General features: G+C 66.9%; 10 protein-coding genes. 1 reads left to right on the top strand and 9 read right to left on the bottom strand.

Annotated features, from left to right (window positions below; translation table 11 throughout):
- Window positions 1-37 precede the first annotated feature (37 nt).
- From ACP15I_RS20245 to ACP15I_RS20215, 7 genes are all read right to left on the bottom strand, one after another.
- Window positions 38-1,351, bottom strand: a complete 1,314-nt coding sequence (locus ACP15I_RS20245; RefSeq protein WP_424976440.1) for a M16 family metallopeptidase — start codon at window positions 1,349-1,351, stop codon at window positions 38-40.
- A complete protein-coding gene (locus tag ACP15I_RS20240) occupies window positions 1,348-2,709 on the bottom strand; it encodes a M16 family metallopeptidase (RefSeq protein WP_424976439.1) in 1,362 nt (453 codons plus the stop codon). Before ACP15I_RS20240 ends, ACP15I_RS20245 begins: the two co-directional genes overlap by 4 nt.
- A gap of 117 nt (window positions 2,710-2,826) precedes the next feature.
- Window positions 2,827-3,339 carry a DUF3035 domain-containing protein gene (locus tag ACP15I_RS20235; protein WP_424976438.1) on the bottom strand — a complete coding sequence of 171 codons (513 nt, stop codon included), beginning with the start codon at window positions 3,337-3,339 and terminating at the stop codon, window positions 2,827-2,829.
- A gap of 87 nt (window positions 3,340-3,426) precedes the next feature.
- Window positions 3,427-3,903, bottom strand: a complete 477-nt coding sequence (gene lspA / locus ACP15I_RS20230; protein WP_424968150.1) for a signal peptidase II — start codon at window positions 3,901-3,903, stop codon at window positions 3,427-3,429.
- A 4-nt stretch (window positions 3,904-3,907) separates the two neighbouring features.
- The gene (gene purH / locus ACP15I_RS20225; RefSeq protein ID WP_424976437.1) at window positions 3,908-5,497 is read right to left on the bottom strand and encodes a bifunctional phosphoribosylaminoimidazolecarboxamide formyltransferase/IMP cyclohydrolase; all 1,590 of its coding nucleotides are present in this window, start codon (window positions 5,495-5,497) and stop codon (window positions 3,908-3,910) included.
- A 267-nt stretch (window positions 5,498-5,764) separates the two neighbouring features.
- Window positions 5,765-7,483 (bottom strand): heparinase II/III family protein, encoded by a 1,719-nt coding sequence (locus tag ACP15I_RS20220; protein WP_424968152.1) that lies wholly within the window; start codon window positions 7,481-7,483, stop codon window positions 5,765-5,767.
- Window positions 7,484-7,589: 106 nt separating this feature from the next.
- The gene (locus tag ACP15I_RS20215) at window positions 7,590-8,894 is read right to left on the bottom strand and encodes an RsmB/NOP family class I SAM-dependent RNA methyltransferase (protein ID WP_424976436.1); all 1,305 of its coding nucleotides are present in this window, start codon (window positions 8,892-8,894) and stop codon (window positions 7,590-7,592) included.
- A 91-nt stretch (window positions 8,895-8,985) separates the two neighbouring features.
- Between ACP15I_RS20215 and ACP15I_RS20210 the strand changes: the two genes are divergently transcribed.
- A complete protein-coding gene (locus tag ACP15I_RS20210) occupies window positions 8,986-9,225 on the top strand; it encodes a DUF1674 domain-containing protein (RefSeq protein ID WP_424976435.1) in 240 nt (79 codons plus the stop codon).
- A gap of 22 nt (window positions 9,226-9,247) precedes the next feature.
- Here ACP15I_RS20210 and ACP15I_RS20205 read toward each other — a convergent pair whose 3' ends face one another.
- Both ACP15I_RS20205 and ACP15I_RS20200 read right to left on the bottom strand, forming a co-directional pair.
- Complete coding sequence (locus ACP15I_RS20205; RefSeq protein WP_424976434.1) at window positions 9,248-9,646, bottom strand: dihydrodipicolinate reductase; 399 nt, start codon at window positions 9,644-9,646, stop codon at window positions 9,248-9,250.
- A 91-nt stretch (window positions 9,647-9,737) separates the two neighbouring features.
- Window positions 9,738-13,013: an efflux RND transporter permease subunit gene (locus ACP15I_RS20200; RefSeq protein WP_424976433.1), complete on the bottom strand. Its 3,276-nt coding sequence runs from the start codon at window positions 13,011-13,013 to the stop codon at window positions 9,738-9,740.

Here is a 13,013-nt window from a genome sequence, read left to right as displayed (position 1 = left end):
CACCGTATCTAGCATGGCCGCTGCGAGTCGCCTAGGGCTAGTTGGAGGCCTCGAGCCCCTCGGGCATCCCCACCACGACAAAGCGCAGATCCTCGGGCCGCATGAGCCGGGCGGCCACGCGCTGGATCTCCTCAAGGGTGACGGCGCGCACTTTGTCATTGCGGGTCGGGATGTAGTCGATGCCCAGATCATCCTGCTGCATCCCCACAAGGATGCTCGCGATCCGGCCATTCCCGTCAAAGCGCAGCGGATAGGCCCCGGTGAGATAGATCTTGGCCTGCTCCAGCTCCTCGGCGGTCACGCCATTTTCGGCGATATCGGCCCATTGCCCCCGGATCACCTCGATCGCCTCGGCGATCCGCGTGTTGTCCGAACTGAACTGCCCGATATAGAGCGCCGCGTCATCCAGCGGCAGCAGGTAGGACCCGATGCCATAGGTCAGGCCGCGCTCGACCCGGACTTCCTGCATCAGGCGCGAGCTGAACCCGCCGCCCCCGACGATCTGGTTCAGGATGAAGGCCGGGAAGAAATCCGGGTCATCCCGTTCAAGCCCCGTATGGCCGAACCGCGCCACCGATTGCGGCGAGGCGAAGGGCACGACGGTGACCCCGCCGCTCAGGGCGACCTCGGTCTCGCCGGGCAGGGGCGCGCCGGTCTCGGGCAGGGCGCCGAGCAGCGCGTCGAGCAACGCGCCCAGCTCTTCGGCGGTCACATCCCCCGCAGCCCCCACATAGATCCGGTCGCGGGCCAGAATGCCCTGATGGGCGGCTACAAGATCTGCGCGGGTAATCGCGGCCACGCTCTCGATACTGCCTTCGCGGGCGGTGCCATAGGGATGGTCGGGAAAGGCCAGCGCATCAAAGCGCTCGCCCACAATGGTCTCGGGATCCTTGGCATCCGAGGCGATGATCGACTGGATCTGGGCCCGCACACGCTCAATCGCGCTCTCGTCAAAGCGGGGCTCCTGCAGGGCGAGGCGCAAATGCTCAAGCGCTTCGTCCCGGTTTTCGGTCAGGAACCGCGCCGAGACCGACAGGCTGTCATCGCTGATATCGAAGTCAAAGCTGGCCGCCAGAGCCTCGGTCCGGGCCGCATAGGCGCGGGCATCATAGTCCCCTGCCCCTTCCTCAAGCAGGCCGGACATGAAATGCGCCGCCCCGCGTTTGTCGGCGGGGTCGACCACCGCCCCGCCCTTGAAGCGGATTTCGAGCGCGGTGAAGGGGATCGAGTGATCCTCCACCAGCCAGGCCTTGATCCCGCCGGGGGAGGTGACCTCCTGAATATCGACGATGGCCCAGGCCGGGACGGCCCAGAGGATCAGCGCGGCAAAGCCGCCCAGAAGTCGGCTCATTGCATCAGTTCCTCTTGTCCTTCGCGCATCAGCCAGCCAGTGACCGCCTTGCGCTTGTCAAACACCATCTCGCCCGCCGCCTTGATGTCCTCTGCGGTGACCGCCTCGAGGATGTCCGGCCAAGCCTGCACATCCGCAACCGTCAGGCCCGAGGTCAGGGCCGTGCCATAGGTCCGCGCGCGGCTGCCCACATTGTCCCGGCCATAGATCTCGGAGGCGCGGATCTGCATCTTGATCCGGTCCAGCGCCTCGGCGTCAATCTCGCTGGCCATGAACTCGGCTACGGCAGCGTCAAGCTCCGCCTCGGCCTCGGCCAGCGATACGCCCTCGGCGGGCACGGTGATCAGCCCGAAGGTCGTCGCATCGAGCGACACCCCGGAATAGAAAGCCGAGGTATAGACCGCGCGCTGGGTCTCGAATTCGAGCCTCTCGCCAAGGAAAGACGTCGCACTCGACCCGCCCAGAAGCTCTGCCAAGAGGGTCAGCGCCGCCGCGGTTTCTTGTGCGCCCGCATCCCGCTCAGGCGCAAGATATGTTCGAATGACATAAGGTTGCGCGACACGCGGATCCGCATAGGCGATCCGGCGTTCGGCCAGTTGCGGCGGCTCGGAGGGGCGCACCCGCTCCGGCAGGTCCGGGTTGGACGGGATCGGGCCGAAATGCGTCTGGGCAAGGGCCAGAACCTCTTCGGGTTCCACATCGCCCGCGACGATCAGGATCGCGTTGTTGGGCGCGTAATAGGTCTCGTAGAAATCAAGCGCATCCTGCTTGGTCAGCTGCTCCATCTCGTGACGCCAGCCGATGATCGGGATGGCATAGGGGTGGTTCATGTACTGCGCGGCGCGGCGCTGCTCGCCGAAGAGCCCACCGGCGGAGCTGTCAACGCGCTGGCTCCGCTCCTCAAGGATCACGTCGAGCTCGGGGGCCACGATCTCTTCGGTCAACACCAGATCGACCATCCGGTCGGCCTCCATCTTGAGCATCAGCTCGAGCCGGTCCGCGGCGATCCGCTGGAAATACCCGGTATAATCCCAGGAGGTGAAGGCATTGTCGGATCCGCCATTGGCCTGAACGGTCGCCGAAAACTCGCCCGGGTCCAGCTCATCGGTGCCCTTGAACAGCAGATGTTCGAGGTAATGGGCGATGCCGGACTTGCCGGCCGGCTCATCGGCTGCGCCCGTGCGATACCAGACCATGTTGGTGATCGCGGCGGCGCGGTGGTCTTCGATGACCACGATCTCCATCCCGTTCTCGAGGGTATAGGTCGTGACATCCTCGGCAGCGGCCAGAGGGGTTGCGGCCAGTGCGGCGAGTGCCAACCCGCGCAGAGGCAGCCCCATCCGTTTCCATCGCGTCATGCGCGTCTCCATCTTTTCGATCCAGGCGGCGTGCCTCAAAGGTACGGCGTCATGCGCCATCTTCAAGATGTGCTGTCGGGGTCGTGAGATCGGTGCCGCGCTGTCAGCGTGCTGCACCTACTGTTCGCGGTTCGGATCCGGCGGCGCCGAGACGTTGCGCACACCGGCGCGGCGCAGGCGAAGCAGCTCGGCCTCTTGGTCGAGGCTCACATCCTCATAGGCGTCGAAATAGGTGTTCACGTTGAACCACTGCTCCAGAAGACGGCCATTATTGGACTGCCGGAACGCAAGATCTTCTTCGGCCAGCGTCTGGCGAATGCCCGAGGCGCGGCCATAGCGGGTGGTGTAGCCCACCAGCCCCGCATCGCTGCCGGGGATTTGCCCCGATGGCGTCAGCCGCTCGGGCCGCCCGCCCAGCGCCGCGATTGCATCGGCCTGCGGCGTCGGATCCGTGCGATTGCTGCCGCCCGGCGTGGGGGCCGGCAGAGCGGCGAGATCTTCGGGGATGACCAGGGGCTTGGCCGGCAGGATGGCGAACTCGTCGGGACCGGACGTGGTCGAGCGCACATTCATCAGGATCGGCTCTTCGTCATTGATGCTGCAGGCGCTCAGCGCCGCAGCCGCCAGCATCCCAAGTCCAAGCTTTGTCCAAGCGCGGTGCATCATCGTCTCCCTACCCGGTCGCGTCCCGAGGCATAGCCCATCACGCCGCCCGGGTCACGAGGGGTTTTTGTCCGGCTTTCCGGCGAAAAACACAAGCCCGACCGCCCCGGCGAAAATCGCCACATCGGCGAGATTGAAGGTGAACGGATTGTTCAGGCCGCAGCAGCTCATGTTCAGGAAATCCGCCACCGCGCCATAGATCACCCGGTCGATGACATTGGCGATGGCGCCGCCCACCAGAAGGCCCGCGCTGATCTCGGCGGCAAGCCCGCCGCCCTCGCGCCGCAGCCAAAGGATGACCGCCACGCAGATCCCCAGCGCCAGCGCGATGAGCGCCCAGCGCATCACGTCGCTCTCAGAGCCGAACAGGCCGAAATTCACGCCCTGATTCCAGCCCATCCGAAAGTTCAGGATCGGCGGCAGCACGTCGATCGCCCTGATTTCCTTGAGGTTCATCCAGTGGACGACGATCAGCTTGCTGAGCTGATCGATGCCACAGGCCGTCACCGCCGAGAGGATCAGAGCGCGCATGCCGTCAGTGCCTGAAATGCCGCATGCCGGTGAAGACCATGGCGAGACCGGCCTCGTCGGCGGCCTTGATCACCTCGTCATCCCGCATGGACCCGCCGGGCTGGATCACCGCCGTGGCGCCGGCCTCTGCCGCCGTCAGCAGACCGTCGGGGAAGGGAAAGAACGCATCCGAGGCCACGACCGAGCCCTGAATGAGCGGTGTGTCGAGCCCCAGCACCTCGGCCATATCGGCGGATTTGCGCGCGGCGATCCGGGCACTGTCCACGCGGCTCATCTGGCCTGCACCGACACCGACCGTGGCGCCGTCCTTGACATAGACGATGGCGTTGGACTTCACGTGTTTCGCGACCTTCCAGGCAAAGAGCAGATCGGCGATCTCCGCGTCGCTCGGGGCGCGCTTGGTCACGACCTTCAGGTCCTCCCAACAGATATTGCCATTGTCCTTGTCCTGCACAAGATACCCGCCCGAGACCTGCCGCACGGTGAGCATGGCCGCCTTCGGATCCGGCAGCGTCTCGGTGGTCAGCAGGCGCAGGTTCTTTTTCTTGGCAAAGACCGCGCGCGCTGCCGCATCGGCGCCCGGCGCGATCACCACCTCGGTGAAAATCCCCGAGATCGCCTCGGCCGTGGGTCCGTCCAGCGGCTGGTTCAGGGCAATGATCCCGCCAAAGGCCGAGGTCTGGTCGCAGTTGAACGCCGCCGTATAGGCCTCGGCAAGGGTCGCACCACGGGCCACGCCGCAGGGATTGGCATGCTTGATGATCGCGCAGGCCGGACCGTCCTCGGGGGCAAACTCGGCGACAAGCTCGAAGGCCGCATCGGTGTCGTTGATATTGTTGTAGCTCAGTTCCTTGCCCTGATGCTGCACGGCGGTGGCCACGCCCGGACGGGCCGAGCCATCCACATAGAACGCCGCCGCCTGATGCGGGTTCTCGCCATAGCGCAGGGTCTGGGCCAGCGTGCCCGCCACGGCGCGGCGACGCGGTGCCACCTGCGCCAGCGCATCGGTCATCCAGCCGGACACCGCCGCGTCATAGGCGGCCGTTCGGGCATAGGCGTTGAGCGCCAGCGCCTGTCGGAACGGATAATCCGTAGACCCGTCATGGGCGTCAAGCTCGGCCAGCAGGCCGTCGTAATCCTCCACATCGGTAATCACGCTGACAAAACCGTGGTTCTTGGCAGCGGCCCGGATCATGGCGGGTCCGCCAATGTCGATATTCTCGATGCAGGTGGCGTAATCCGCCCCCGCCGCGACGGTCTGCTCGAACGGATAGAGGTTCACGACCAGAAGGTCGATCGCGCCGATCCCGTGCCGCTCCATGGCTGAGACATGGGCCGCATTGTCCCGCAGGGCCAGCAGCCCGCCATGAACCATCGGGTGCAGGGTCTTGACCCGGCCATCCATCATCTCGGGAAACCCGGTGACATCCGAGACATCGATCACCTCAAGCCCCGCATCGCGCAGCGCCTTCGCCGTCCCGCCGGTCGAGAGCAGCTCAACTCCCCGCGCAGCGAGCGCCTGCCCCAGCGGCACGAGACCCGTCTTGTCGGAAACAGAAAGCAGCGCGCGGCGCAACGGCACGAGGTCGGTCATGGTCGGTCCTTTGGAAAGTCTGTGGCAGCGTTTGCGCGCCCTATACAGGCTGGCTCGGCGATTGACCACTCCACGCGCCGGGAACGGCCCCGCAACGCTGTCGCAGGCCGACCCTACCCGGTCCGGCCGCGTGCGCCAAGGGGGCGGGCGCACCGCGCGCGCGGGCGTCTTCTTGGGGGTACCGCCCCCATACTGGCATGAATTGCGCATGGGACTTCGCCGCAGGCGCGCAATTGGATCACCGCCCGCGCGCCCGCGCCCCCGCGATCAGGTCGCGCGGGTGAAGGACCAGCCGATCTCCACCGCGTAATCCTGCACATGCCCGGTCAGCACGATCTGCCGCGTGGCGCGGGGTTTCAGCCGGTCCCGTTCCAGCACGACACTGGGCGCCAGCCGCAGCTCCGCGCCCTGTGCACGAAAGATCCAGACCTCACCCTCCCCGGCCACGAGCGAGACCGCCGTACCGCCCATGTCAATTTCCGCCTCCACCTCCGGGGCGAGATGGAACCGCAGGGAATAGGGCAGGCCCGCCCCGCGCGTCCCCGCCGCCGCCCGGTCGCAGCGCAGATGCGCGCCCTCGGACAGGGCGGCCAGCGTATCGGTCCCGGACAGGACGCGCCCGGCCCCATCCAGCTCCATCTGCCGCGCATGGGTCAGGCCGTGGCTCGCATCATACCCGTCATGGGTCATCAACCGTCCGGACATGCCCAGTGGCCCGTCATAGATCTCGACCGTGACGCGGGTGGGCACCTGCGCCAGCGCCTCGATCTCGCCCGGTTTGCGCGCCCGCGTGATGAGCCGCGAAGAGGACAGCCCATCGAGTTCCAACGTCGAATGGGACGCCGTGGCCCGCGCCGCGCGCCGCCATTCCGGCCCGAAGCCGCTGCCGGGACCGCAGCTGACCACCAGCGGATGCGCGCCCGAGGTCATCTCGAAGGCGAGGGTCGAGGCATGGGCCGACAGGGCCGCTGCCCCGCGCGGCGGTGGTGCCGCGTCGATCAGCACCGTGGTGCCACCTGCGGCCAGCCGCGCGAAGCCCATCACCGAGGGCGCCTCCGACAGGCCTGCCACCCCGGTCCGCGCCAGCGTGCCTTCCAGATGGCCCGGCGCGCCGCGCCCGCCGCCATGGCCACGCAGAAGCGTCCCATCCCGGTGCCGCAGGGCCCGCAGGCTCGGCGCCATGCGCGTGATCGCCTTGGCCTGTTCGAGGCTCGGCGCCTGACCCCGCGCCTCGACCGCATCCGCGACCCAGGTCAACAACGAGAGCACATCGAGCATGTCCTCGGGGTTCCGCGAGGCCAGCGCCCCCTGCCCGTCGATCTCGCGCAGGCACGCCTGATCCAAGGCCTTGGAGGCCGCCGCGACCTTGTCCTCGAACCCGCTCAGGCTCAGCCCGGCATACATCATCCCGCAAAGCGCCTCGAAGCGGGGCCGCCCCGAGGCCGCCGTGCGCCAGCGGCGGCTGAGAAAGACCGTCTGGTGGCTGAGCGACCGGAAATAGCGCGGCGCCAGCGCCGACCCCTCCGCCCCCAGCAGTAGCACCGTATGGCTGATCCAGCGCATGATGCGCCGCGCGGTCACATCCGGGGTCCAGCCCGGCCCCCGCCCCCGGCCATAGCGCGCGATCCAGTCCGACAGCCACGCCTGCGCCAGCACCCGGGCGGGTTTCGTTCCGAGCGCGGCCAGGTCATCGAGCCACTTGAAATCATGGAGCATCATCGCATCGAGCCCCGGCGCGCCCTCGGCCACATCCCACAAGGACAGACCCGGGGCCGAGGTGATCTCGCCATTGATCAGGTGATTGCCCGCCAGCAATTGCCGCCCCCGCGCCGGATCGCCAAAGCTCGTGGGTTCGGGATGGGAGACAAAGGCCGTGGAGGCCGGACCCAGCCCGGCCAGCACCGCATGCAGCCGATCCGCCGCGCGATAGCCCGCCGACCGGGAGCCGGTCGACCGTGAGAGGTCCTGCTTGAGACTGCCCGCCATGGCCGTGTCAGGGTCTTTCCGATGATCCGCAGGCCCGGTGTGAGGTCCCGCGCCTTTGGGCGAATCCTACGCCCTGCTCAGGGCGCTGTCATGGCGATAACCGCGTTCAGACCGGTTTCGCCAAAGCTGCGATAAAAAAGCCATCCAACCCGCCGCGCTCTGGCCAGAAATCCGGGCGCAGGCGCAGGGCGCCGGTCTCGGTGACCCATTCGGCTGCAATCCCCGGCAGATCCGCGAGGCTCTGTTGCACGAGCTCCGGATGCCGGGCGCGCGCGGCTGCGATCTGGTCCTCGCCCTCGGCGGGCATCAACGAACAGGTCGCGAAAACCAGCCGCCCGCCGGGCCGCAGGACCGACACCGCGCGGTCGAACAGCGCGGCTTGCAGGGTCGTCACCTCTGTCAGATCCGCGAGGTCTCGCAGATAGGGCAGATCCGGGTGCCGCCGGATCGTGCCCGTGGCCGAACAGGGAGCGTCGAGCAGCACGGCGTCAAACAGCGGTTCCGGAGCGTAGTCCCGCGCATCGGCCACGACGATCTCGGCGCTCAGGCCCGTGCGATCAAGGTTCTGACGCAGCCGCGCCAGCCGCCCTTTGGAGATATCGAGCGCCGTGACCTCGGCCCCCGCTGCCGCGAGCTGCAAGGTCTTGCCCCCGGGCGCGGCACACAGGTCGAGCACCCGCTCGCCGGGTTGCGGCGCAAGGGCCTGCGCCGCCAGCGCCGCCGCCGCATCCTGCACCCACCACGCGCCCGCGTCATAGCCCGGCAAGGCGCTGATCCGCCCCGGGTCCCGCAGCCGCAGAGAGCCCGTGGGCAGGATCTCGGCCCCGAGCGGCGCAGCCCAGTCCCCGGCACTGGCAGGATCGCGCAGGCTGAGATCCACTGGCGGGACCGCGGCCTGAGCCTCTTCCATGGCGCGCACGGTCTTGTTGCCCCAGATCGCCGCCAGCCCCTTGCGGAACGGTTTCGGCAGGCTGGGGGGCGGCGCGGCCTCCCAGGCCTCGGGGCCGCGTTCGGCCACCCGGCGCAGCACCGCGTTCACGAGCCCCGGTGCCTTGCTGCGCGGATCGGCGACGCGTGCCAGATCTACTGCCGCGCTCACCACGCCATGGGGCGCTTCCTGCAGCGCGCAGATCTCGTAGGTGCCCAAGCGCAGGATGTTATGGATCTCGGGATATGGGGGCAGGCGCAGAAAGGGCCCGAGCATCTGATCGCAGGTCCGCAGATGGCGCAGGGTCTCGGTCGCGAGCCGCTGGGCCCGGGCGCGATCCCCGGTGCCGAGGCTGGCCAGTGGCCCCTTGGCCTGTCCGACCTGATCGGCGAGGGACAGCTGATCCACCAGAACCCCGTTGAGGAGCGCCACCGCTGCGGCGCGGGCCGAGGTCGGCCCCGTATGAGCAGCGCTGCCAGTCACCCTGCGTCTCCTTGTTGCATCCCGCTTGTCGCGGCAAGCTTGGGCCGTATATCACGGGCATCACCGTGACAAGCCGCGCAGGAGCGATGCCATGAGCGACGACACCCCGACACCGGACGCCCCCGAGCCCGTGCTGCCCCCGCTCAGCCCCGAAGAGGCCGCGCGCCGCGCCGCCCTGCCTGAGACCGCGCGCCGTGCCCTCGAAGAGGCCGATCTACGCAAGGCGAAGGACAGTGAGGCCCAGATGCCGGTGGAACTGGGCGGGCGCGACGGGCCCGAGCCCGTGCGCTATGGCGATTGGGAAAAGAAGGGCATCGCGATCGATTTCTGATCCGCGCCCCGCGGGCTGAGGCTCAGCGCATCAGCCGGAAATCGGCCTTGTCCCCCTGCCCCTGATCCGAGATGAACCGCATCTCGTTGCCCTTGATGGCGACCAGCTGGCAATTGGATGGGATCGTGTTGTCCCCATAGGTCATCTCACGGCAGAAAAAGCCGTTCTCCCAGCTCCAGGCGCCGGTCACGGGCTTGCGCAGGGCGGTGCCTGCGATTTCCCCCTGCGGGGAGACCTGCAATTTGATCGCGTTGCGCAGGTAGAACGGACGTAGGATCGACAGCTCGGTCCCGTCGACCAGAGCCACGAAATCCGACTTGCTTTGAACGCGCTGGAATTGCTCCTGCGCGGTTGCGGCGGATGCGGTCAGCAGTCCGACGACCAGCGTGGCGGCGGTGGCGAGCGATGCAGAAATCCTCATGGTCAGTCTCCAGTCACGAAATCCGGTTGATGGAATTACGCAAAGCTGAGCCTGTTGGATGAGTTTTCACATCACGGGCCTGTGATCGGCATCATTCCGCTGCCCGCAATGGCGGCGGGGCAGACGGGTCCACCGGGGCGATCTGGGGCGCAGGCTGCGTGTCGCCCGGCGTTGCGTCGGCACCCGTCCGGTCGGCCCGCGCCCCACCGCCCGTCACGAGGGACACCAGCGCCGACAAGCCCTCCGCCGCGCGTGCCTGGGCCATGAAGACCGCCGGAACCGCGAGGATGATGGTCGCCGTGCCAAAGAGCACGCCATAGCCGATGGACACCGCCAGCGGGATCAGGAACTGCGCCTGCAGCGAGGTCTCCATGATCAGAGGATAGACTCCGAGGAAGGTGGTCAGGGAGGTGAGCAGGATAGGGCGGAACCGGTCCTTGGTGCCCTCTATCACCGCCTCGCGGGTCTCGTAGCCCTTGGCCAGATACTCGTTGTAAAGGTCGATCATCACGAGGCTGTTGTTGATCACCACCCCGGCCAGACCGATGATCCCGAAGATCGACAGGATGGTCAGCGGAAGTCCCATAATCAAATGGCCCGTCACCGCCCCGATCAGACCCAGCGGGATCGCCACCATCACCACGAGCGGCTGCACATAGGACCGGAAGACCAGCGCCAGAAGCGCAAAGATCACGAAGAGCGCCACGCCCAGCGCCTGTCCCAGCGCCGCTCCGGCATCGCCCTGGGTGCGCTGTTCGCCCCCGAACTCGACGATCAGACCCTCGTAGTTCTCCGTGAGTGGCGGGATCAGATCGGCAGATATCAGGGCATTGGCCTCGCTGGAGGTGACAACGGCGGCGTCCACATCCGCGGTGACCGTGGTAATGGTGCGCCCGTTGCGGCGCAGGATCTCGGTAGGGGCCAGCCCCTCGGTGATCTCGGCCACATCGCCCAGCGCGATGAGGTCGCCATCCTGGGTCCGGATCTTGAAATCCAGCAGGTCGGCGACGCTGTCCCGCTGGCTTGCGGGCAGACGGACAAAGACCCGGACATCGTCGCGCCCGCGCTGAACCCGGGTCGCCTCGATCCCGAAGAACCCGTTGCGCATCTGGCTCGCGAGATCGGACAGGGTGACACCGTAGATCCGCGCATCCTCGCGCAGGTCCAGCTTGTATTCGAGCCGCCCCGCCGACAGGTCATCGCGGATCGAGAACACACCCGGCAGGCCGCGCAGACCCTCGCGCAACTCAGCCACGACCGGGGCGATGTCCTGCCCGTCCGGCAACGAGAGCTCGACGGCGATGGCATCGCCCGCATCGATCAGCGCCGAGGAGACGTCGAGCACCTTGACCCCGGCGATATCGCCGATCTCGTCGCGCCACGCGGTCTCGAAATCCTTGGTAGGCCAGTCGCGTAGCTCGGGATCCGTCACACGCACGACCACATTGGCCAGCGTCGCGCCTGCGGTGGCGCTGCCGCCTTCGGGGCCACCGGCCGCCGCCGCCTGCCCGATCACCACCGCGATGTTCTCGACCACCTGCGCCTCCTCCGCCGGCAGATCGGCGGCGACGCGGTCACCCGCGCGCAGGGCCGCCAGCCGGATCTGCTCGGCCACGGTCTCGGTCCGGGTGAAAGTCGTCCCATCGACCATCTCGATATTGGCGGTGACGAACTTGCCGTCGATGGAGGGGAAGAAGTTGAACTTCACATAGCCATGGGCCAGCAGCCCCACGGTCAGGATCATCAACCCGATCACCCCGCCAATCGGCACCAACCAGCGCCGGGTCGCAAAACGCAGCGCCGCATCGAGCGGGCGCGCGATAAACCATTGCAACATCCGGTCCACGACACCGCGCACGGCGTTCAGCAGGCGCAGGACGATGTTCGGACGGTAACTCTCGGAAACATCCAACCGGCTGAGATTGCGCGGCAGAATGAAGAGCGCCTGCAAGAGCGACAGCAACAGAACGATGATCACCACCGCCGGGATATCGCCGAGAAACTTGCCCAGCGTTCCGGGCAGCTGAAAGAGCGGCGTGAAGGCGACCACCGTGGTCAGCGCCGAGAACACCACCGGGATCGCCACGCGCTGGGTGCCTTTGACCGCGGCCTCCATGGGCGTCATCCCGGACTCGCCGTTCTTGTAGATATTCTCGCCGATAACGATGGCATTATCGACCACGATCCCGATGGCGAGGATGAAGCCGAAGAGCGAGATCATGTTGATCGACATGCCGATCGTGCCGAGCACCGCAAAGCTGGCGGCAAAGGCCACTGCGATCCCCGCCGCCGCCCAGAAGGCCAGCCGGAAGTCGAGAAAGAGCGACAGGCACAGCACCACGAGCGCGAGCCCGAGAATGGCGTTCTTGACCAGCAGGTCGACCCGGCTCTGCAGCTCATCGGCATCGTTCTGCCACAGGGTCACGTCGACCCCGTCGGGCAGCGAGGGGCGAAAGCCGTCCTCGAGATGGGCGCGCACCTCGGCCACGATATCCAGAAGCTGCTCATCGCCCACGCGGAACACATTCACGGTGGCCGAAGGGTTGCCGCCGAACCGGGCCGAGATATCGCTGTTCTCGAACCCGTCGATCACGGTTGCAATGTCGCGCAGGAACACCTTGGCGCCTGCATCATTGGTCAACACGACGATATTTTCGAAATCCGTCCGCGTGTAGTTCCGCCCCAGCGTGCGCAGCGGAATGGTCAGGGTCGCCGTCTCGATCTCGCCGCCCGGCAGCTCCAGCGAGTTGGCCGCCACGATCTGGCTGACCTGCGCGAGGCTGAGGCCATAGGCATTCAGCGTGTCGCGATCCACCTCGATGGAGATCTCGTAATCCCGCAGGTTTGCCGTCTCGACGAATGAGACCGATGGCAGCAATGTCAGTTCGGTCTTTAGCCGCTCGGCCAGCTCCTTGAGAACCTGCTCGGGCGCGGCGCCGTGGATCGCGATTTCCAGCGCGCGGCTGCGGTTGGAGCGTTGGGTGACCGTGGGCTCCTCGGCATCCTCGGGGAAGGTGGTGATCCGGTCGACCTCGGTCTTCACCTCGTCGAGCTTCTCGGCCACGTCCTCGCCCAGTTTGAGCGCAACCGCGACCTGCCCCGACCCCTCGCGCGCAGTGGCGGTGACCTCGTCTACGCCATCGATGCCGCTGATCTGGTCTTCGATCGGGCGGATGATGCTCTGTTCGATCTCGCCGGGGGAGGCACCGGGATAGACCACCCGGATGTCCACGACTTCCAGCGTGAAATCGGGAAAAGTCTTTTGCGGAATGGTGATCGCGCTCAGCAGCCCGACGATCAGCACCAGCACCATGGTCAGGTTCGCTGCGACCGGGTGCTCGGTCATCCATTTGATCACTGCGTTCAT

Source organism: Dinoroseobacter sp. S124A (assembly GCF_049801015.1).
Classification (GTDB): Bacteria; Pseudomonadota; Alphaproteobacteria; order Rhodobacterales; family Rhodobacteraceae; genus Dinoroseobacter.
Note: the sequence above shows the minus strand (reverse complement) of the source record. Positions and strands in the feature narration are given on the sequence as shown.